Source organism: Promicromonospora sp. NPDC050880 (genome assembly GCF_044456525.1).
Lineage (GTDB): Bacteria > Actinomycetota > Actinomycetes > Actinomycetales > Cellulomonadaceae > Promicromonospora.
In genome coordinates this window covers 32,970-52,222 of sequence record NZ_JBITFV010000027.1, presented here as the reverse complement: position 1 = coordinate 52,222, position 19,253 = coordinate 32,970, and the positions used below count along the sequence as shown (strand labels likewise).

17 protein-coding genes and 2 pseudogenes are annotated in these 19,253 nt (G+C 73.0%); 6 read left to right on the top strand and 13 right to left on the bottom strand.

Going from position 1 to position 19,253, the window contains the following annotated elements; all coding sequences use genetic code 11:
• Nucleotides 1–201: 201 nt before the first annotated feature.
• From ACIBBF_RS24960 to ACIBBF_RS24940, 5 genes are read right to left on the bottom strand one after another with little or no spacing between them, the layout of a single operon-like run.
• Complete coding sequence (locus ACIBBF_RS24960) at nt 202–1,314, bottom strand: adenosine deaminase (RefSeq protein WP_397418852.1); 1,113 nt, start codon at nt 1,312–1,314, stop codon at nt 202–204.
• Between the two features lie 29 nt (nt 1,315–1,343).
• Nucleotides 1,344–2,441: an extracellular solute-binding protein gene (locus ACIBBF_RS24955; RefSeq protein ID WP_397418850.1), complete on the bottom strand. Its 1,098-nt coding sequence runs from the start codon at nt 2,439–2,441 to the stop codon at nt 1,344–1,346.
• On the bottom strand, nt 2,438–3,493 hold the full coding sequence (locus ACIBBF_RS24950; RefSeq protein WP_397418848.1) for an ABC transporter ATP-binding protein: 1,056 nt from the start codon (nt 3,491–3,493) through the stop codon (nt 2,438–2,440). Before ACIBBF_RS24950 ends, ACIBBF_RS24955 begins: the two co-directional genes overlap by 4 nt.
• Entirely contained in the window at nt 3,490–4,299 is an 810-nt protein-coding gene (locus tag ACIBBF_RS24945; protein ID WP_397418846.1) for an ABC transporter permease, read from the bottom strand. Before ACIBBF_RS24945 ends, ACIBBF_RS24950 begins: the two co-directional genes overlap by 4 nt.
• Nucleotides 4,296–5,117 carry an ABC transporter permease gene (locus ACIBBF_RS24940; RefSeq protein WP_397418844.1) on the bottom strand — a complete coding sequence of 274 codons (822 nt, stop codon included), beginning with the start codon at nt 5,115–5,117 and terminating at the stop codon, nt 4,296–4,298. The genes ACIBBF_RS24945 and ACIBBF_RS24940 overlap by 4 nt, the downstream gene beginning before the upstream one ends.
• A 160-nt stretch (nt 5,118–5,277) precedes the next feature.
• On the opposite strand from ACIBBF_RS24940, the gene ACIBBF_RS24935 reads away from it, so the two are divergent.
• The gene (locus ACIBBF_RS24935; protein WP_397418842.1) at nt 5,278–6,219 is read left to right on the top strand and encodes a LacI family DNA-binding transcriptional regulator; all 942 of its coding nucleotides are present in this window, start codon (nt 5,278–5,280) and stop codon (nt 6,217–6,219) included.
• Between the two features lie 64 nt (nt 6,220–6,283).
• On the opposite strand, the gene ACIBBF_RS24930 is transcribed toward ACIBBF_RS24935, so the two are convergent.
• Nucleotides 6,284–7,153: an SDR family oxidoreductase gene (locus ACIBBF_RS24930; RefSeq protein WP_397418840.1), complete on the bottom strand. Its 870-nt coding sequence runs from the start codon at nt 7,151–7,153 to the stop codon at nt 6,284–6,286.
• A gap of 65 nt (nt 7,154–7,218) precedes the next feature.
• On the opposite strand from ACIBBF_RS24930, the gene ACIBBF_RS24925 reads away from it, so the two are divergent.
• Complete coding sequence (locus ACIBBF_RS24925) at nt 7,219–7,617, top strand: MerR family transcriptional regulator (protein WP_397418838.1); 399 nt, start codon at nt 7,219–7,221, stop codon at nt 7,615–7,617.
• A gap of 7 nt (nt 7,618–7,624) precedes the next feature.
• Here the strand turns inward: ACIBBF_RS24925 and ACIBBF_RS24920 are convergent, their stop codons facing one another.
• On the bottom strand, nt 7,625–8,404 hold the full coding sequence (locus ACIBBF_RS24920; RefSeq protein WP_397418836.1) for an SDR family NAD(P)-dependent oxidoreductase: 780 nt from the start codon (nt 8,402–8,404) through the stop codon (nt 7,625–7,627).
• 140 nt (nt 8,405–8,544) lie between these two features.
• Here ACIBBF_RS24920 and metH point away from each other — a divergent pair, with 140 nt between their 5' ends.
• Nucleotides 8,545–12,075 (top strand): methionine synthase, encoded by a 3,531-nt coding sequence (metH, locus tag ACIBBF_RS24915; RefSeq protein WP_397418856.1) that lies wholly within the window; start codon nt 8,545–8,547, stop codon nt 12,073–12,075.
• 325 nt (nt 12,076–12,400) lie between these two features.
• On the opposite strand, the gene ACIBBF_RS24910 is transcribed toward metH, so the two are convergent.
• Together ACIBBF_RS24910 and ACIBBF_RS24905 are read right to left on the bottom strand one after the other, a co-directional pair.
• Nucleotides 12,401–13,201, bottom strand: a complete 801-nt coding sequence (locus ACIBBF_RS24910; protein ID WP_397418834.1) for an alpha/beta fold hydrolase — start codon at nt 13,199–13,201, stop codon at nt 12,401–12,403.
• Between the two features lie 312 nt (nt 13,202–13,513).
• A complete protein-coding gene (locus tag ACIBBF_RS24905) occupies nt 13,514–13,675 on the bottom strand; it encodes a hypothetical protein (protein WP_397418832.1) in 162 nt (53 codons plus the stop codon).
• 220 nt (nt 13,676–13,895) lie between these two features.
• Here ACIBBF_RS24905 and ACIBBF_RS24900 point away from each other — a divergent pair.
• Nucleotides 13,896–14,207, top strand: a pseudogene (locus ACIBBF_RS24900) (hypothetical protein); the annotation flags it as partial.
• Between the two features lie 119 nt (nt 14,208–14,326).
• Nucleotides 14,327–14,512 (top strand): annotated as a pseudogene (locus tag ACIBBF_RS24895) (PrgI family protein); the annotation flags it as partial.
• 326 nt (nt 14,513–14,838) lie between these two features.
• On the opposite strand, the gene ACIBBF_RS24890 reads toward ACIBBF_RS24895, so the two are convergent.
• From ACIBBF_RS24890 to ACIBBF_RS24875, 4 genes are all read right to left on the bottom strand, one after another.
• Nucleotides 14,839–15,300, bottom strand: a complete 462-nt coding sequence (locus ACIBBF_RS24890) for a GNAT family N-acetyltransferase (RefSeq protein ID WP_397418830.1) — start codon at nt 15,298–15,300, stop codon at nt 14,839–14,841.
• A gap of 140 nt (nt 15,301–15,440) precedes the next feature.
• Nucleotides 15,441–16,526: an NAD(P)/FAD-dependent oxidoreductase gene (locus tag ACIBBF_RS24885; protein WP_397418828.1), complete on the bottom strand. Its 1,086-nt coding sequence runs from the start codon at nt 16,524–16,526 to the stop codon at nt 15,441–15,443.
• The gene (locus tag ACIBBF_RS24880; protein WP_397418854.1) at nt 16,523–17,077 is read right to left on the bottom strand and encodes an isoprenylcysteine carboxyl methyltransferase family protein; all 555 of its coding nucleotides are present in this window, start codon (nt 17,075–17,077) and stop codon (nt 16,523–16,525) included. The genes ACIBBF_RS24885 and ACIBBF_RS24880 overlap by 4 nt, the downstream gene beginning before the upstream one ends.
• A gap of 4 nt (nt 17,078–17,081) precedes the next feature.
• A complete protein-coding gene (locus ACIBBF_RS24875) occupies nt 17,082–18,176 on the bottom strand; it encodes a type III polyketide synthase (RefSeq protein ID WP_397418826.1) in 1,095 nt (364 codons plus the stop codon).
• 95 nt (nt 18,177–18,271) lie between these two features.
• Between ACIBBF_RS24875 and ACIBBF_RS24870 the strand changes: the two genes are divergently transcribed.
• On the top strand, nt 18,272–19,189 hold the full coding sequence (locus tag ACIBBF_RS24870; RefSeq protein WP_397418824.1) for a UbiA family prenyltransferase: 918 nt from the start codon (nt 18,272–18,274) through the stop codon (nt 19,187–19,189).
• The last annotated feature ends 64 nt before the right edge of the window (nt 19,190–19,253 follow it).

The following is a 19,253-nucleotide window of genomic DNA, read 5'->3' as shown; positions in this document are numbered from 1 at the left end:
GACGCGCCACCGCCCTGGAACGAGGCGCCCGGCATCACCAGCTACCTGCCGACCGATCTCGGTGCAACGGACCGACCTCGACGACCAGCGCCCAGCAACAGACCGAACCCGAAGCGGCGGGACCCAGCAACAGACCGACCCGAAGCAACAGGACCCAGCAACGGGCACCAGGCCACCAGAAGACCCAGCTCGATCCCGCCCTCAGCGCCCTGGCGCCGCCCCCAGCCCGAACAGCTCGTCGAGCTCCCCGGTCACCCGCTCGCGCAGCCCGGCCTTCTCCGCCGGCGGGAGCCAGCAGGCCTCGACACCGGCCAGCGCCATCGCCCGCAGCCGCTCCTGCGGCACCGCGAGGTCGTCGGCGAGGATGCGGTACTCCCCCGCGAGCGTGGTGGGGAACATGCCCGGGTCGTCGGAGGCGGGGATCACGTTCAGGCCCGCGTCCAGCATCGCGGCGATGGAGGCCCGGCGCCACGGCCGCCACGAGCGGCGCGACGTCGTCGAGATGACCGTGAACGGCACCTGCTCGTCGCGCACCCGCGCCACCACGTCGTCGTCCTGCAGCACGAAGTAGCCGTGGTCGATGCGGTCGCAGCCGAGCACGTCCAGGCAGGTGATCGTGTTGACCGCGACGGGGGCGTGCTCGGACGAGTGCGCCGTGCGGCCCAGGCCCGCCTCACCGGCGAGCCGGTAGGCGGCCGCGAAGCGCTCGGGCGGCCCCGCCGTCTCCAGGTTGTCCAGGCCGATGCCCGCCACGTACTCGTGCGGGTTGTCGACCACGGTGCGCACGCGCTCCAGCGCGTCCTCGCCCGAGCCGGACCGGTCGATCGCGGCGATGAGCCGGCCCGTCATGCCGAAGTCGCGCTCCGCCATACGGATGCCCTCGGCGTACGCCTCGACCGCGCCGAGGTAGCCCAGGGAGGCCAGGTGCTCGGGCACGGCGTCGAAGGACACCTCGAGGTGGCGCGTCGCGCTCGTGCGGTGCGCCGCCTCGAACGCCTCGTACGTGATGCGGGTCAGGTCGTCGGCGTCGCGCAGCACCTGGGTCACCCAGCGGGAGGCCTGGAACAGCGAGTAGGAGATCTCGGGCTCGTCGGCGCTGCGGCCCTGCGGCACGGGGACGCGCGTGTCGCGGTACAGGTCCGGGTCCGGCGGCAGGGAGTTGATGTCCGCGTAGATGCGCTCGGGCTCGGCCGGCAGGTCGAGGCCCTCACGCCGGGCCAGCTCCGCGAAGGTGCTCGCCCGGACCGTGCCGATGAGGTGGCAGTGCAGGTCGACCTTGGGCATGCGGTCCAGCACGGTCAGGTCAGTGCTCATGTCAGTGCTCGTCATGGTTCGCGGCCCCGTCAGCCGGCCGTCACCTCACGGGCGAACCGGTCCACCCACTCGCCGCGCGTGGGCACCAGCTCCGCCGGGTCGAGCGTCGCGTAGCCGGCGGCGACCGGGTCGGCCGCGATGTCGCCGACCACTGCCGAGATGGAGTCCGGGACGGTCGCCTCGGGGTTGACCGGCAGGTCGCCCACGAGCTCGGCGGACTTCGTCTGCGCCTCGGCCGAGAGCAGGTAGTCGATGAACTGGTGGGCGCCGTCGACGTTCGGGGCGCCCGCGGGGATCATGGCGCGGTTGGTGGCCATGTACCGGCCGGTGGCCGGCGGCGTCCACGCGAAGGGCTCGCCCGAGGCGACCAGGTCGGTCGCGAAGCCGCTCAGGGAGTCGGCGGCGACGATCTCGCCCTGCGTGAGCAGGTTCGTCACCTCGGTGGACGACGAGTAGAACTGCAGGATGCCCGGCGCCCAGCCGCCGATGGTGTCCAGCGCGGTGTCGATGTCGTACGGCCCGTCGCCGTACGTCTCGCCGACGCCCGAGATCATGAGCTGGCCGGCCGTGACCGAGATGTCGGGCAGCGCAAGGCTCCCGGCGTGCGCGGCGTCGCCGTACAGGTCCCAGTCGGCGGCCTCCTCGGCCGTCAGGGCCTCGGTCGAGTAGATGGTCCCGTTGAGCTGGTAGCTGTAGGCGGGCCCGGTGTAGGAGTCCTCCAGCGCGAAGTCGGCGACGTCGTCCAGGGCGGGCACCTTGGCGGCGTCGACCTGCTGGAACAGGTCGGTCTCCTGGCCCAGCGCGGCGTAGTAGTCGGAGAGCAGCATGACGTCGATGCCGGAGCTGTCGCCCGCCACCTGGAGCTGCGAGAGCCGGTCGGCGTTCGAGCCGGTCTCCACCTCGACCTTGATCCCGGTCTCGGCGGTGAAGGGGTCGATCACGGCCTCCTGGAACTCCTCGACGCCGAACGGGAACGTGGACACGACGATGGTGTCCTCGGCCGCGGCGTCGTCCCCGGCGGAGCAGCCGGAGGCGAGCAGGGCGGTGGCCGCGAGGCCGGCGGCGACGGCCGCGGAGCGGCGGACGGTCGGGGCCGCGAGGCGGCGGACGGGCACGGCGTGGGTCATGAGATTCCTTCGGTTTCGGGTTCGGCGGTCAGCGGGGCAAGCCGCGCCGTGGGAGCGAGCAGGCGGACCCGGTCGCCGGGGGCCGGGGCCGGTCCGGCCCCGGCAGCGGTGTGGTCGGCACGGTGGTCGGCGACCAGGCGCACGGTGGTACCGGCCGGGTCGGTGGCCTCGCAGGTCACGAGCACGTCGACGCCGCGGTAGGCGACGTCGCGCACGACGGCGTCCAGCACGACGGCGTCGTCGGCCTGCCCGTCCAGCGGGGTGTCCGCGGGGACGACGCGCAGGTGCTCGGGGCGGACGGCGGCCTCGCGGCCGTCGGCCAGGGTCAGGAAGTTCTCGTAGCCGAGGAACTCGGCGACGAACCTGTCGGCCGGCGCGGGGAAGACGTCACGGGGCGCGCCCGTCTGCACGACCTTGCCGGCGCGCATCAGCACCATCTCGTCGGACATCTCCAGGGCCTCGTCCTGGTCGTGCGTGACCAGGACGACCGTGAGCCCGGTCTCCGACTGGATGCGGCGGATCTCGGCGCGCATCTGCACGCGCAGCCGCGCGTCCAGGTTGGACAGCGGCTCGTCCAGGAGCAGCAGCCTGGGCCGGATGGCGACGGCGCGGGCCAGCGCGACCCGCTGCTGCTGGCCGCCCGAGAGCTGCTTGGGCTTGCGGTCGCCCAGGTGCCCCAGGCCCACGAGCTCCAGCGCCTCGGCCGCCCGGCGGCGCCGCTCGGGTGCCGGCACCTTGCGCATCGTCAGGCCGTACGCCACGTTGTCCGCGACCGTCAGGTGCGGGAACAGCGCGTACGACTGGAACACCATGCCCAGGTCGCGCTTCTCCGGCGGCGTGCGCGTCGCGTCCTGGCCGTCGATCAGGATGCGGCCCGACGTCGGCGTCGCGTACCCGGCGAGCATGCGCAGCGTGGTGGTCTTGCCGCAGCCGCTGGGGCCCAGCAGCGTGGTCAGGCGGCCGCGCGGGATGCGCAGGTCGATCGAGTCGACGGCGGTGAAGCTGCCGAACCGCTGGGAGACGCCGACCAGCTCGGCGGCGGGGGTGGTCATCGGTTGATCCCTCCGAAGATCTTGGCGAAGCCGACCGTGCGCTCGGCGACCACGGCGACGACGACCGTCGCGGCGAGCACGAGCGTGGAGGCGGCGGCCACCATCGGGTCGTAGCTCTGCTGGACGTAGTCGAGCATCGTGACGGGCAGCGTCCGGAAGTCGCGGGTCTGCAGCAGCAGCGACAGCGGCACGTTGTTGAACGAGGTGACGAAGCCGAGCAGCCCCGCCGAGATGAGGCCCGGCCGCAGCATCGGCAGGGTGACGGTGACGAACGCCCTGACCGGCGACGCGCCCAGGCCGCGGGCCGCCTCCTCCAGGGCCGGGTCGGCCAGCGCGAGCGAGGCCCCGGTGACGCGGACGGCGTACGGCAGCAGCAGGGCGGTGTGGCCCAGCAGCAGGGTGGTGAAGTTGTCCAGGTGCAGGCCGATCATGAGCTGCTGGTACAGCGCCAGTCCCACGACCAGCTCCGGCACCACCAGCGGCGACAGGAACAGGCCCTCCAGCAGGCCCTTGCCGGGAATCTTCCCGCGGTGGATCGCGAGCGTGACCGGCACGCCGAGCACCAGGGCCAACGCGGTGGCCAGCACGGCGAGCTCCAGGCTGGAGACCACGGCCTCCATGAACGGCGAGTAGGCCAGTGCCTCGCCGAACCAGCGCAGGGACAGGCCCTCGGGCGGGAAGCGCAGCGTGCTCCCGGCCGTGAACGCCGTGGCCACGACGAACAGGATGGGCACGATCATGATCACGTAGCCCGCGACGGCGAGCGTGCCCGCCACGGGGTGACGCAGCTTCAGGCTCCGGCTCACGAGGTGGCCCCCTTCCGGCCCACCAGCGCCGAGATCCCGGAGACCAGGAAGACCAGCACCGTCATGACGATCGCGGTGGCCGACGCCGCGGCCCAGTCCACGGTGACGCTCGCGTAGGAGAAGAGCTGGGTCGACAGCATGCGCTGGCTGGACCCGCCCAGCAGGTACGGCGTGGTGTACGCCGTCACCGACCCCGCGAAGACGAGCGTCGCGGCGACCACGACGCCCGGCAGCGACAGCGGCACCAGGATGGTCCAGAAGGACCGGGTGCGGCTGGCGCCCAGGCCCCGGGCCGCCTCGTCGAGACCGGGATCGACCTGCGCGACGGCGGAGTAGCACGTGATGACCGCCAGCGGCAGGAACAGCTGGACCAGGCCCAGCACGATCGCCAGCTCGGTGTACAGGAGCTGGGGCGCCTTCTCGACGATGCCCAGCCCGGTCAGGAGCTGGCCGACGACGCCGTTCGAGCCGAGCACCACGAGCCAGCCGAAGGTGCGCACCACGTTGCTCAGCAGCAGCGGGAAGATCGCCAGCGCGAGCAGCACGCCCGCCCACCGGGACTGCGACCGGGCCAGCAGCGACGCGATCGGGAACCCGAGGACCACGCACAGCGCGGTGACGATCAGACCGATGCGCACGGTGCGCCAGATGATCCCGAGGTCGTAGGGGTCGGTCAGCATCGCGCCCATGCGCTCGACCACCTGGGCGAACGTCACGCCGGGTGGCGCGAAGAGCATCGCGACCGCCGGCAGCAGGAACCCGACGAGCAGGAACGCGAGCCCCGGCAGGAGCAGCAGAAGTGTGGAACGTGCTCGCACGAGCCGTCTTTCGTTGATGGAACCGGTTCCATCGGACCCTAAGGCATGACGGGTGCCTCTCCTGCAATCGCGCGTTAACTTCCTGTTACGGCACCGGACAGGGTGGGCGGAAACGGTTGCATCGTCCGTCTAGAGTGTCTTCACCGACAAAGGAGGTACGGTGCCTGATCTGTCCGACGTCGCCGCGGTGGCCGGCGTCTCCAAGGCGACCGCGTCCCGCGCCCTCAACGGGAGCGGCCTGGTGGCCCCCGAGACCGCCGTCAAGGTCGTCGCGGCCGCCGCCCGCCTGGGCTACGTGCCCAACCGGGCCGCCCGCGAGCTGGCCCGCGGGCGCAGCGGCATCATCGCGATCGTGGTGCCGACGCTGGACAACACCTTCTTCACCCCGATCATCGCGGGCGCCCAGGCACGCGCCGAGGAGGCCGGCCTCCAGCTCACCGTGGCCGTGCACGCCCTGGACTCCGCGGCCGCCGTCGACCGGCTCGCACGCCAGGTCGACGGGTTCCTCGTCGTCGCCCCGCGGGGCACGGACACGCTCGTCGCGAGCGCCGGCGCCGCCAAGCCCGCCGTGCTGGTGGACCGCGAGATCGACGGCATGACGTCGGTCGTGGCCGACACCGCCTCGGCGTTCGGCACCCTGACCAGGCGGCTCGCCGCCGAGGGCCACGAGCGCATCGTCTACGTGGGCGGGCCCGAGGGGTCGTGGCAGGACCGGCAGCGCACCGCCGCGGTGCGGGACGCCGCCCGCGAGGCCGGGGCGGAGCTGACCGTGCTCGGCCCCCGGCCGGCGACGTTCGTGGCGGGGGTCGAGGTGACGCCCGCGGTCGTCGAGACGGGCGCGACCGCCGTCGTCCCCTACGCGACGTCGATCGGGCTGGGCCTGCTGCTCGCGCTGGGCACGCGCGGCGTCGAGGTGCCGCGCGACCTGGTGGTGAGCACCGAGCCCACGGTCATCGAGGCCCTCGGCCTGGAGCACACCCCCGCGATCGACGTGGACGGCGAGGAGCTGGGCCGCACCGCGATGGACCTGCTGGCGCGGCAGCTCGACGGGCAGGACGAGCCCGGCCGCCAGGTCAGGCTGCCGGTGCCGGTGCGGGGCTGAGCCCGGGCGGACGGGCAGCGCTGCTCAGCGGGACAAGGTCGACGAACCGGCGCCAGGCCGGGGATCAGCGGAAGTCCCCTGCGTGGTCGACGGCCCACTGCCCGAAGGTACGACCGGTCGCGCCGGTGATCGCCTCGAAGTCCGGCGTGGGCGCTTCGGGGCGGTCGATGGTGCTCGCCCATGCCCGGAGGACTCCGTCAGCCGTCTCCTCGTCCCAACCGCCGGACACCAGCACCTCGCGAACCTCCTGTGCGGGGAGCTCGTTCCAGGTCACCGTCCTCCCGACGGCGTTCCCGATGGCGCTCGCCTGCTCTTGCTGCGTCAGCACCGAGGGGCCGGTGATCTCCGGTGCGAGCCCCACCAGCCGGTCGGTGCGCAGCGCGATCTCGGCGACCTCGGCGAGGTCGGCCTCGTGCACCAGCGCCCGGCCGCCGTCCCCGTAGATCCAGCTGACCGCCGACTGCTCGCGCACCTGCTGCGCCCAGCCGAGGGTGTTCGTCGCCATCCCTCCGGACCGCAGGAGCGTCCACTCGACGGCGGAGGCGCGGACGGCCTGCTCGATGTCGGTGTGGAACTGGAGGATCGGGTCGGGGGCCGGGGCGCCGTCGTCGCGGACCCCGATCGCCGAGAGGTAGACGATGCGCCGGACGTGCGCCGTGATCAGGTCGACGACCGCTCGCGCCAGGTCGCCACCACCCAGCGGCCAGACCAGGAAGACGCGGTCGACGTCACGGAGCGCGGCTCGCAGGGAGTCGAGGTCCGTCAGGTCCCCGCGCACCACCTCGACGCCGTCGGGCAGTCCGGCGGAGCCCGGGGTGCGGACCATCGCCCGGACCGTCAGGTCCTCCCGACCGGCGGCCAGGCGTCGGACGAGCGCACCTCCGACATGCCCCGTCGCGCCGATGACCAGGGCTCTTGCTGTTCTCGTAGCCATGCCGCGATCGTGCAACTTCGACCCGGGTCGAAGTCAACGCGCCGGTCGCTCGGTAGGCTCGCCGGGTGGACGAACGCCGCGAACAGCAGCCGGAGATGAGCGTCGGAGAGCTCTCCAGGCGCGCCGGGGTCAAGGCCTCGACCGTGCGCTTCTGGGACGAGCACGGTCTGCTGAGCAGCCGGCGCACACCCGGGAACCAGCGGCGTTTCGACGGCGTCTCCCTGGCCCAGGTGCTGTTCATCCGGTGGTCGCAGGACGTCGGCGCCTCCCTGGATGCGATCCGCGACGTCCTGCACAAGCTGCCGGCCGGGACGGCCCCCGGCCGCGAGGTTCAGGTCAGGGCGGCGCGCTGCTGGCGCGAGCACCTGGACCAGCAACGCCGTGAGCTGCACGCCCGCTACCGGCGGCTGTCGCAGCCGCTGGCGCTGCACGGTGTCGACACCCCGGACGCAGCGGCGACATGACAGCCGGTCAGTGGACGGAGAACCCGCCGTCCACGAACAGCGAGTGCCCCGTGACGTAGCGGGAGGACTCGCTCGCGAGGAAGACGGCGGCGCCCGCGAAGTCCTCGGGCAGCCCGTTACGGCCCACCGTGGTGCGGGCGGCGAGCGCGGTGATCTTCTCGGCGTCGTCCTGCAGCCGCTGGTTCAGGGGTGTCAGCACGAACCCGGGCACGAGGGTGTTGGCGGTGACGCCGCGCGCGGACCAGGCCTCCGACTGGGAGCGGGCCAGGGACTCCAGGCCCCCCTTGGAGACGCCGTAGACGCCGCTGTCGACGAACGAGCGGTGGGCCTGCTGCGAGGAGATGTGGATGAGCCGGCCGTAGCCGCGCTCGGCCATCCCGGGTGCGAAGCGCTGGCCCAGCAGGAACGGGGCCTCCAGGTTGACGGTCAGGGTGGTGTCCCAGATCTCCTCGTCGATCCGGTCCATGTGGGGGCGCAGGTTGATGCCGGCGCTGTTGACGACGATGTCGGGTTCGCCGGCGGCCGCGACGATCGCGTCGGCGGCGGCGTGGATGCCCTCTCGTGTACCGAGGTCGGCCACCACCGTCTCGGCGGCGCAGCCGCGTGCGCGCAGGCCGGCGGCGACCTCGGCCAGGCGGTCGGCGCCGCGGGCCAGGAGCACGGTGCGGGCGCCCGCCTGGGCGAGGGCCTCGGCGATGGCCCGGCCGATGCCCGAGCTCCCGCCGGTCACCACCGCGGTGCGGCCCTGAAGCGAGAACAGGGTGGCGAGGTAGTCGTGCGTGGTCATGCCGGGACAGTACCTGCCCGGTACCGACTGCCGGGCGCACGCGGCGTCGGCGGCGGGGCAAGGCTTACGCTGCCCGGGTGACCGCACTCCCCGCCGCCCTACCCGCGCTCGCCGAGCGTTCCGCCGCTCTGCTGGAGGCCATGCGCACGCGCGTGGTCGTGGCCGACGGCGCCATGGGCACCATGATCCAGGCGGCCAACCCGACCCTGGCGGACTACCAGGGCCTGGAGGGCTGCAACGAGATCCTCACGGTCTCGCGGCCGGACATCATCGCGGGCGTGCACGACGGGTTCCTGGCCGTGGGCGTGGACGCGATCGAGTCCAACACGTTCGGGGCCAACTGGTCGAACCTGTCGGACTACGGCATCGACGACCGCATCCGCGAGCTGGCCCGGGCGGGCGCAGCCCTGGCCCGGGAGCGTGCCGACGCGTACACCACGCCGGACAGGCCCCGCTGGGTGCTCGGCTCCATGGGCCCGGGCACCAAGCTGCCGTCGCTCGGGCACACCACGTACGCGCACCTGCGGGACACCTTCGCCGAGCAGGCGGCCGGCCTGATCGAGGGCGGCGCCGACGCGCTGCTGATCGAGACCAGCCAGGACCTGCTGCAGGCCAAGGCCGCGGTGACGGGCTGCCGGCAGGCGATGGCGGAGACCGGGCAGCGGGTGGCGGTCATCGTGTCGGTGACGGTGGAGACCACCGGGACCATGCTGATGGGCTCGGAGATCGGTGCGGCGCTGGTGGCGCTGCAGGCGCTGGGCATCGACGCGATCGGCATGAACTGCGCCACCGGACCCGACCAGATGAGCGAGCACCTGCGGCACCTGTCGCAGCACGCGGAGGTGCCCGTGGCATGCATGCCGAACGCGGGCCTGCCGGTGCTCGGGCCGGACGGCGCCTCCTACCCCCTGACGCCGGAGGAGCTGGCCGCAGCGCACACGCAGTTCGCGCGCGAGTTCGGCCTGGGCCTGGTGGGCGGCTGCTGCGGCACGACGCCGGAGCACATGCGGCTCGTGGTCGAGGCGGTGGGCGGCGCCCCCGTGGCCGAGCGGGAGCCCGCGCGGGAGAACGCCGTCGCCTCGCTGTACTCGGCCACGGACCTGCGGCAGGAGACGAGCTTCCTCGCGATCGGCGAGCGCACCAACGCCAACGGCTCCAAGGCGTTCCGGGAGGCGATGCTGGAGGGCCGGTGGGACGACGTCGTGGACATCGCCCGCGCCCAGACCCGCGACGGCGCGCACCTGCTGGACGTGTGCGTGGACTACGTGGGGCGCGACGGCGTGGCGGACGTCCGGGACGTCGTCTCCCGCCTCGCCTCCGCGAGCACCCTGCCGCTGGTGATCGACTCCACGGAGCCCGCCGTGATCCGGGCGGGACTGGAGCTGCTGGGCGGTCGTGGCGTGGTCAACTCGGTGAACTTCGAGGACGGCGACGGGCCGAGCTCCCGGTTCGCGCGGATCATGCCGGCGGTCGTGGAGCACGGCGCCGCCGTCGTCGCGCTGACGATCGACGAGGAGGGGCAGGCCCGCACCGCCGACGGCAAGGTGGCCATCGCGTCCCGGCTGATCGACACCCTGGTGGGCGACTGGGGCATGCGGGTGGACGACATCATCGTCGACGCCCTGACCTTCCCCATCGCCACGGGTCAGGAGGAGACGCGGCGCGACGCCATCGAGACCATCGAGGCGATCCGGCGGATCACGCGGAAGTACCCCGGCGTGCACACGACGCTCGGCGTCTCGAACGTGTCGTTCGGGCTCAACCCGGCGGCCCGGGCCGTGCTGAACTCCGTGTTCCTGCACGAGGCGGTCGAGGCCGGGCTGGACTCGGCGATCGTGCACGCGGCCAAGATCCTGCCGCTGGCCTCGATCCCCGACGAGCAGCGGCGCGTCGCGCTGGACCTGGTGTGGGACCGGCGCGAGTGGGACGCCGAGGGCAACCTGACGTACGACCCGCTGGCCACGCTGCTGGACCTGTTCGAGGGCGTGGACGCCGGTGCGATCCGCGACGCGCGCGCCGCCGAGCTCCTGGCGCTGCCGGTGGGCGAGCGGCTGGCGCGGCGCATCGTCGACGGCGCGCGCAAGGGCCTGGAGCCGGACATCGAGGAGGCGCTCGGCGCCGGGATGAAGGCCCTGGACATCGTCAACGACCACCTGCTGGAGGGCATGAAGGTGGTGGGCGACCTGTTCGGGCGGGGCGAGATGCAGCTCCCGTTCGTGCTCCAGTCGGCGGAGGTGATGAAGGCCGCCGTCGCGCTGCTGGAGCCGCACATGGAGCGTCTTGAGGGTGACTCGGGGTCCAAGGGCACGATCGTCCTGGCCACGGTGCGCGGCGACGTGCACGACATCGGCAAGAACCTCGTGGACATCATCCTGACGAACAACGGCTACACGGTGGTGAACATCGGCATCAAGCAGCCGGTGAGCGCCATGATCGACGCCGCGATCGAGCACGATGCCGACGTGATCGGCATGTCCGGGCTGCTCGTGAAGTCGACCGTGGTGATGAAGGAGAACCTGGAGGAGCTGGCCTCGCGCGGGTTCGAGAAGCGCTGGCCGGTGCTGCTGGGCGGAGCGGCCCTGACCAGGACGTACGTGGAGGACGACCTCGCCTCGCAGTTCCCCGGCGTGGTGCGGTACGCGAAGGACGCGTTCGAGGGGCTGCGGCTCATGGAGCCGCTGGTGCGGGTCGCGCGGGGTGCGTCCCCGGACGACGTCGGGCTGCCGGCGCTGCGCAAGCGGCGGCACGGCGTGGTGAAGGTGACCGAGACCCCGGTGGAGGCGCTGCCCGCCCGGTCCGACGTCGCCGCCGACAACCCGGTGCCCGACCCGCCGTTCTGGGGGACGCGCATCGTCAAGGGCGTGCAGCTCTCGGAGTACGCGGCGTTCCTGGACGAGCGGGCCACGTTCATGGGCCAGTGGGGGCTCAAGCCGGGGCGGTCGGAGGACGGGGCCTCCTACGAGGAGCTGGTCGAGACCGAGGGCCGGCCGCGGCTGGCGGAGTGGCTCGACCGCATCCTCACGGACCAGATCATGGACCCGACGGTGGTGTACGGGTACTTCCCGGTGTGGTCGGAGGGCGACTCCGTCGTGGTGGCCCACCACGGGGACCTGGCAGGGATCGGGGCTCCCGACGGCGGGTCCGGAAGTGCCGTGGGGACGGAACGCCTGCGGTTCACCTTCCCGCGGCAGCGCCGCGACCGGCACCTGTGCCTGGCCGACTTCGTCCGGCCGCGATCGTGGGTCGAGGAGACCGGGCGGTTCGACGTGCTGCCGGTGCAGCTCGTGACGGTGGGCGACACGGTGTCGGCGCACACCGCGAGGCTGTTCGAGGCGAACAAGTACCGGGAGTACATGGAGCTGCACGGGCTGTCGGTGCAGCTCACCGAGGCGCTGGCGGAGTTCTGGCACGCGCGGGTGCGCGCCGAGCTCGGGTTCGCCGCCGAGGAACCCGCCGGGGTCGAGGGGATGTTCAAGCTGGAGTACCGGGGGGCGCGGTTCTCGCTCGGGTATCCCGCGTGCCCCGACATGGAGGACCGGCACAAGGTGGTGGAGCTGCTGCGGCCGGAGCGGGTGGGGGTGACTCTTTCCGATGAGCTGCAGCTGCATCCGGAGCAGTCGACGGATGCGTTCGTGTTCCATCACCCGGAGGCGAAGTACTTCTCCGTGTGACGTCCGGGGTGGTGGCCGTCAGGCTGGTGTGGCTTCACCCCAGGACTTTGCGTCCGGGGTGAAGCCACCTGTCGGTGCAGCAGTCCCCCTCATTCTGGGGCCCCTCACCGCGTCTGGGCGCTTCATCGGTCTGGATCTGACGATCTACGATCCCGACCTCGATCCCGACCTCGTCCACGGCCGCCGGATCACCGATCTGCTCGCGCGGACGCCCACCAGGCGCACGCGGCCCACGCGCCATTAGGTGGCTGCGACCTCAGCAACCGGGCCAGGGCGATCAACAAGGGCAATCTCGCCCTGCATTGCGGCAGCCTTCCGACACGAGTCATGCCCGGCCTCGGCCGCCGGCGTCGTGGAGCACCTCCTGGACGACCTGGACGATGGCGTCGGGCTGCTCTGCCGGGATCTGGTGACCTGCCCGCCCGGCGACCAGCACACGCCCCCGCGACGGCGCCCCGGCCAGCGCCGCATGGTCCCGGTCCAGATGCTCACGCTGCGCACGCGGCATCGCCGGCCGCCTCCCCGCAACGACCACCCGCGTGGGCACCGACGGCAGACCACGTGCCTCACGAGCCAGCGCGGCCTCCACCATCGCATCAGGCATCCCCCGAAGCGTGAACGCGAGCTCCCGCAGCGCGGCCCCGTCCGTACCACCCCGGCTCGCTCGGACACGCAACAACCAGTGCATGACACCGAACGACCACCGACGCACACGGTCCGAGCCGGGCGGGACCCCCGCCGCGGTCGGATCGACGAAGACCAGACCGGCGACATCGTCGGGATGCCGCGCCGCGAAGACCTGGGTGACCAGACCGCCGTACGACCAGCCGACGAGCACCACCGGCCCGCCCGGACCCAGCGCGTCGAGGAGCCGACGCAGCCCGTCTGCCTGCTCGGCGAGAGTCCTCGCCTGCGAGCCGCCCGACCGCCCCACACCCGCCCTGTCGTACGTCACCACCGTGGCGGACGGCGCGAGCAGCTCCGGGACGGTCCCCCACGCGCCCACGCCTTGCCCGGCTCCGCCGGCCTCCAGGACCACGACCGGCCCCGTGCCCTGCACACGCACCCGTAGCTCGTGGCCGCCCACGTCGACCCGCCTGTCCGCTTCCTGTCCGTCCGTGACCATGACGTCAACATAGGTTGACAACACAGATCGCGTCAACCTGTGTTGACGCCCACGGTCTCCGACTCGGAGGCCCCCAGGCATGCCGCGGAACTGCTACGCCGGAGCCCGCCGAGGTTGCGATGGGCAGAGCCCGATGACGGACCTCGCCCCGGCGCACCTGATCGGCGGGTCCTGAAGGTTCACCCGGTGGATCGACCAGTACCCAGAGCCGTTGCCCACGGTCGGTGGGAAGGGACTGCCGCACAGATAGGTGACTCTGCCACCTGCCCGTGCAACAGTTCCTAATCACCGCCTCAGACGCCGGTGTGGCAGTCAGTCTTCAGAGTGGTAGATGCCGTTCACGCCCCGCATGAACTCGTCCTTCTCTGCGGACGACAGCGCCTCGGGGGCGAACTGCACAACGATCCAGTTTGAGCGGCGCGCGTCGGGCAGCACGTTCACGGCCTTCTTGGCATCGTCCTGGTCGGCAAACATCACTACAGTCGAGGTCTCGGATCGCACTGCCCACCGGCACGGCAGCTCCTCGTTGCAGACGTCCGCAGTGGCGTCATGGGCGCCGGGCATGAGGAACGGGTCACCTTCGGCGCTCGGTAGGAAGACATCCTGGGGAATCTCATCTCGGGTCTCCCATGTGGTAGCGACCAACCACACGGCCGCAGCGATGACCGCAACGAGTAGGGCAGCGAGTAGGGCAACGGGCAGTCGTAGTCGTGTCATATTGCGTCCTCACCAGTTGCATTTGTGTGCCCACGCCGCGATGGAGTCCTTTTTCGCACTGCTACAGAAGAACGTCCTGGACCGGCGCCGCTGGACCACCCGCGAACAGCTGCGCATCGCGATCGTGACCTGGATCGAACGGACCTACCACCGCCGCCGACGCCAGGCCCGATGGTCTGCATCGCGACCAACCGACGCTCGAGCGCGTCATACCGGGGATCACCCTCGGACAGGCCGAGCCGCCACCGGTAGTTGTGGATCACGATGTCAACGTAGTCGGGGTTGCTGAACGCCACGCCAGGGCAGCGGACTCCTCCTGGGTGGCGACCGACCGGGCATCCACCACCAGCCAGCACGCGCATCCCACTCCTCGACCCGCCCGGCATCACCGGCCGGACCGCGTGCCTGCGGCCGGCCGGGACCCTGGCCCTGCCCGGAGACGTCGCCGCGCTGCGCCAGTACACCGACCCCGTCACCGGGGCCGTCCTCCTGCACGACCCGCATGCCGCGACCCTGACCGCGCTGCTGCCGGTCACCCACCCCGCGTTCGTGGTCCTGGACCCGGGCGAGCAGCAAGGCCGGGTGACCGCGTGGGCGGCGGGTCCTGGGTGTACTTCTCCGTGTGACGTGCGGGGCGACAGGTCTCATCGCGGTTCACCCGAAGCAGGACCAGCGGGCGCTCCTCGCTGCGCGGCGTGGACGTACAGCCGCCGAGGACGAGGCGCGCGCGACATGCCTGTTCAGCGCTGCCGCTTGTCGTAGTCCGTCCGCATGGTCTGGAAGACGATCCGCTCGATGAACTCCGGCAGGTTGCGCTCGGGCCAGCGCGGGGCCGACATCGGCGGAGCGCACCTGGTTCAGACCGATGCCGAGCTTCGGTATCCGGTTGCCGTCGTTCAGGATGAAGGCTTCCACGGGGGTCAGGCGTCGGTGAGGCGCAGGGTGAAGCACTGGGCCATCGGGTGGCCGATGTACGGCCCGTACCCGGCGAACCGTTCATACCCCTCACGCTGGTAGAACCGTATGGCGTCCGGCTGCCGGGGACCGGTCGACAGCACCACGGTCGTGACACCGAGCTCACGCGCCGCGTCCTCCAGAGCACGCAGGATCCCCGTCGCGACACCCGTGCCGCGCACCGACGGCGCCACGTACATCCTCTTGATCTCCGCCGTGTCATCGCTCAGCACCTGGAGCGCTCCGCACCCCCTCGCCTCTCCCTGACCATCCCGGGCGACCAGAAAGACCCTGACGGACTCCGCCGTCGGCTTCTCCGTCTCCTGATCAGGAATGCCGTACCGGTCCGCGAGCTCGGCCTGCATCTCACTGCGCAGACGCTCTCCGTCCTCGGCGTCCCAGGGCTCGGCGGCAATCGTCACGGTCATTCGGTTCTCCACATCAGGTGAGCACGTCATCGTCGATGAGTGATCTTTCTACCCCGCGCAGGAGGGACGTAGCCACGGCCTGACGATCCCCCTGCGGCGAGGACGGCGTCCTCGCCAAGCACTTCTCCGTGTGACGTCGGTCAGCGCGCGAGCCGTTCGACCACCGCACCGTAGAGCCACGGCGCACCGACCGCCGCGGGCACGACGGCGCCGCGGGCCGGGCTCGCCGCCCAGGCCAGCAGGCCGGTGGTCAGCGCGCGGTAGTCCCGGGTCGCCGCCCGCCACACGCGCTCGTACGCGGCCGGGTCGTCCAGGTGTCGCACGACGGCGTCGGCCTGCGCGAGCCCGACGCGGATGCCCTCGCCCGTCAGGGCATCGACGTACCCGGACGCGTCACCGACCAGCCGCACCCGCCCCGCCGTCCGGCGGCGCGAGCGGCAGCGCAGCGGTCCCGCTCCGAGCACGGCGCTCGCCGCAGGGGCACCGGCCAGCCGGGCGCCGAGCTCCGGCAGCTCGGCGCGCAGCAGCGCATCGAACCCGTGCGCCGAGCGCAGAGCCTGCCCGGCCCCGAGCAGCGCGACGCCGACGCAGTCGTCGGCCACCGGCGTCACGTAGGCCTCCGCGTGCGACGCCCAGTACACCTCGACCAGGTCGCTCCAGGGCGCGACCCGGAAGTGCCTGCGCAGGCCGTACCGCGCCGGTCCGGCACGCCGGCGGCGCGGTTCGAGACCGGCGAGGCGGCGCACCGTGGAGTGCAGCCCGTCGCACCCGAGGACCCATGCCGCACGCAGCGTCCTGACCTGGTCGGCACCGTGGACCACGATGTCCACCTCGACGCCCGCCGCGTCCTGTCGCAGGCCGGTCACACGGGCATGCACCACCTCGGCCCCGGCGTCGCCGGCCCGCGCGGTCATCGCCCCGTGCAGGGTCGTGCGGCGCACGCCCCGGCCCACGCCCGCCACGAACCTGTGGTCGGCGTGCCGCCCGGCAGCGCGGTAGCTGATGCCCGCGAGCTCACGACCCGGCGGGTCGACGCCGAGCGCGTGCACGGCCCGCAGCGCACCGGGCAGCAGACCTTCGCCGCACGCCTTGTCCAGGCCCCCGTCGAGCGCACCCGCGCGCCGGTCCACGAGCAGCACCCTCAGGCCGGCCTCCCGGGCACGGACGGCGGCCGCGAGACCTACCGGTCCTGCGCCGACCACCACGACGTCGGCGTCGGTGCTCATCGGCCCCCGCCCGGGGCGTCGGCGCCGTCGGCCGCCGGATCGCCCGCCGCCTGCAGCGCCCGCTCCTCCGCGGGGATGCGGAACCGCGCCAGGAGCACGGCGTTGAGCACGGTGAACGTGAGGGCGGTGACCCAGCCCGTGTGCACGAGCGGGAGCGCGACGCCCTCGACGACCACGGCGACGTAGTTGGGGTGGCGCAGCCACCGGTACGGGCCGGAGGTCACGAGCGGCAGGCCGGGCACCACGATGACCCGCGTGTTCCACCGCGGTCCCAGCGTCGCCACGCACCACCAGCGCAGCGCCTGGCTCGCGAGCACGAGCGCGAGCATCGGCCAGCCCAGCCACGGCAGGAACGGCCGATGCGCGGCCACGACCTCGACGACGCACGCCACGAGCAGACCCGTGTGCAGCACGACCATCGCCGGGAAGTGCCCCCGCCCCGACTCCACGCCGCCGCGCACGAACGACCAGCGCGCGTTGCGCGCGGAGACCACGAGCTCGGCGAGGCGCTCGAGCGCCGTCAGCCCCACCAGGACGACGTATCCGACCAGCACGTCACCGGCCTCCCATCCGTAGCAGCACCAGCTCGCACGCGACGCCGGGTCCGAACGCCATGAGCACGGCGGGCGAGCCCGGTGGCGCGCCCGGGTGGGCGAGCGTCCGGGCGAGCACGTCGAGCACCGACGACGAGGACAGGTTGCCCGCGCAGGCCAGGCTCGCACGGCTCTCGCGCACCGCGTCCTCGGACAGGTCCAGCGTGTCGCGGACCGCGTCGATCACGCGCGGCCCGCCCGCGTGCACCACCCACGTGGGCACGTCGGCCGGGGTCAGGTCGTGGTCGGCGAGCAGCCCCTTGACGTCCGCGAGCAGGTGGGCGGCGAGCAGGTCCGGCAGGCCGGCCGAGAGCACGATCGCGAACCCGGTGTCGCGGACCTCCCAGCCGAGCGCGTCCGTGGTGCCGGGGTACAGCCGCGACCGCGTGTCCACGATCGTCGTCCGCCGGTCGTCGCCCTCCCGCGCCAGGGGGTGCCGGGCGCCGACGACGACGACCGCCGCGGCGCCGTCACCGAACAGGCCGGACGCCACCATGTTCGCGGCCGAGTCGTCGCCGTGCTGGAGCGTCAGCGAGCACAGCTCCACCGAGACGAGGAGGGCGACGTCGTCGGGCCGGCCCAGCAGGTGGTCGTGCACGCGTGCCAGTCCCCCGGCGCCGCCCGCGCAGCCCAGCCCGAACGACGGTGTGCGACGCACGTCGCTGCGCAGGCCGAGCCGCTCGGCGAGGAGCACGTCGAGCGAGGGCGCCGCGACACCCGTCACGGACGTGGCGAAGACGTGGTCGACGTCCTGCGGTCCCAGGCCCGCGCTGTCCAGGGCGCCGCGGCACGCCCGCTCCGCGAGCGCTGCCCCCTCGCGGACGAAGATGGCGTTGGTCTCACCCAGCGAGTGCAGGGCCGCGTAGTCCTCGAGCGGCAGCACCAGGTGGCGGTGGTCGACGCCGGAGCCCGCGTGCAGGCGGCGCAGCAGCGCGGCCCGGCCCGGGTCGGACGCCACCAGCGGCCCGACGGCGGCCGTGATCGCCTCCTGCTCGTACACGTGCTCCGGCAGGACCGGCTCGACCGCCACGACGCAGGACTTCCCGGTATCCGCCATACCGGCATCGTGGCCCAGGGGCGGTTCACTTGCCCGGCGAGCCGTGCGTGGGCGGACACGCTGCGAGCGGCCGGAGGTGCGGCTAGGTTCGGCGCATGACCTCGGCGGGCACGCCCGGCGGACGGACGACCGACCCGGAACGCGGCCGCCGGCCTGGCGCCGCGGCCGCCCGCCGTGCGGGCAGCCTGGTCGGGCTCGTGCGGGCGAGCCACGCCGCGCCCGCCGTCGTGGTGACCGGCCTGGCGACGGCGCTCGCCGTGGCTCTCGGGTCGCCGCCGGGCACCGTGGCGCTCGTGGCCGCCGCCGTCGGCGCAGGGCAGCTGTCGGTGGGCTGGTCCAACGACTGGATCGACGCGGCGCGCGACCTCGCGGTCGGACGCCGCGACAAGCCGGTCGTGGCGGGTCTCGTGACCCCGCGCACGCTGCGGCGTGCGGCGGTGCTCGCGGCGGCGGTGTGCGTCGTCTCCTCCCTCGCGCTCGGGCTCGTGCCGGGCGCCGCGCACCTCGTCGCCGTGGCGTCGGCGTGGGCGTACAACGCCCGGCTCAAGGCGACGGCGTGGTCGTGGGTGCCCTACGCGACCTCGTTCGCGTTGCTCGCCGTCACCGTGGTGCTCGCGGCGCCCGGCCCGCGCGTCCCCGCGGGGTGGGCGGTCGCCGCGGTCGCGCTGCTCGGCGTCGGCGCACACGTCGCCAACACCCTGCCCGACCTCGAGGACGACGCCGCCACAGGTGTCCGCGGCCTGCCGCACCGGATCGGGCGCCGGGCCTCGGGCGTGCTCGGGCCGGGTCTGCTCGTGACCGCGGCGGCCGTCGTGGTGGCCGGGCCCGCCGGGCAGCCGTCGCCCCTGGCGTGGACGGGCGGCGCTCTGGCCGCCGCGCTCGCCGTCGCGGCCGGGGTCACGTCCGTGGCCCGGCCACGCAGCCGCGCACCGTTCGGCCTGGGTATGGCGGTCGCCGTGGTCTGCGTGACGCTGCTGGCCCAGGCGACGGGCGACATCGCCGTGCTGCCCTGACCGGCCGCTGCGCGCAGGCGCGCGGTGCGCGGCCCGGGTCTCACGTCCGTGCCCACGCGCACTC

Bases quoted from the DNA above. Each gene is read 5' to 3' on its own strand.
- ACIBBF_RS24885 (WP_397418828.1), bottom strand. From the start codon at position 16,526: ATGAGCACCGACGCCGACGTCGTGGTGGTCGGCGCAGGACCGGTAGGT.
- ACIBBF_RS24950 (WP_397418848.1), bottom strand. From the start codon at position 3,493: ATGACCACCCCCGCCGCCGAGCTGGTCGGCGTCTCCCAGCGGTTCGGC.
- ACIBBF_RS24920 (WP_397418836.1), bottom strand. From the start codon at position 8,404: ATGACCACGCACGACTACCTCGCCACCCTGTTCTCGCTTCAGGGCCGC.
- ACIBBF_RS24905 (WP_397418832.1), bottom strand. From the start codon at position 13,675: ATGTTTGCCGACCAGGACGATGCCAAGAAGGCCGTGAACGTGCTGCCC.
- ACIBBF_RS24960 (WP_397418852.1), bottom strand. From the start codon at position 1,314: ATGAGCACTGACCTGACCGTGCTGGACCGCATGCCCAAGGTCGACCTG.
- ACIBBF_RS24930 (WP_397418840.1), bottom strand. From the start codon at position 7,153: ATGGCTACGAGAACAGCAAGAGCCCTGGTCATCGGCGCGACGGGGCAT.
- metH (WP_397418856.1), top strand. From the start codon at position 8,545: ATGCGCACGCGCGTGGTCGTGGCCGACGGCGCCATGGGCACCATGATC.
- ACIBBF_RS24955 (WP_397418850.1), bottom strand. From the start codon at position 2,441: ATGACCCACGCCGTGCCCGTCCGCCGCCTCGCGGCCCCGACCGTCCGC.
- ACIBBF_RS24910 (WP_397418834.1), bottom strand. From the start codon at position 13,201: ATGGTCACGGACGGACAGGAAGCGGACAGGCGGGTCGACGTGGGCGGC.
- ACIBBF_RS24875 (WP_397418826.1), bottom strand. From the start codon at position 18,176: ATGGCGGATACCGGGAAGTCCTGCGTCGTGGCGGTCGAGCCGGTCCTG.
- ACIBBF_RS24870 (WP_397418824.1), top strand. From the start codon at position 18,272: ATGACCTCGGCGGGCACGCCCGGCGGACGGACGACCGACCCGGAACGC.
- ACIBBF_RS24890 (WP_397418830.1), bottom strand. From the start codon at position 15,300: ATGACCGTGACGATTGCCGCCGAGCCCTGGGACGCCGAGGACGGAGAG.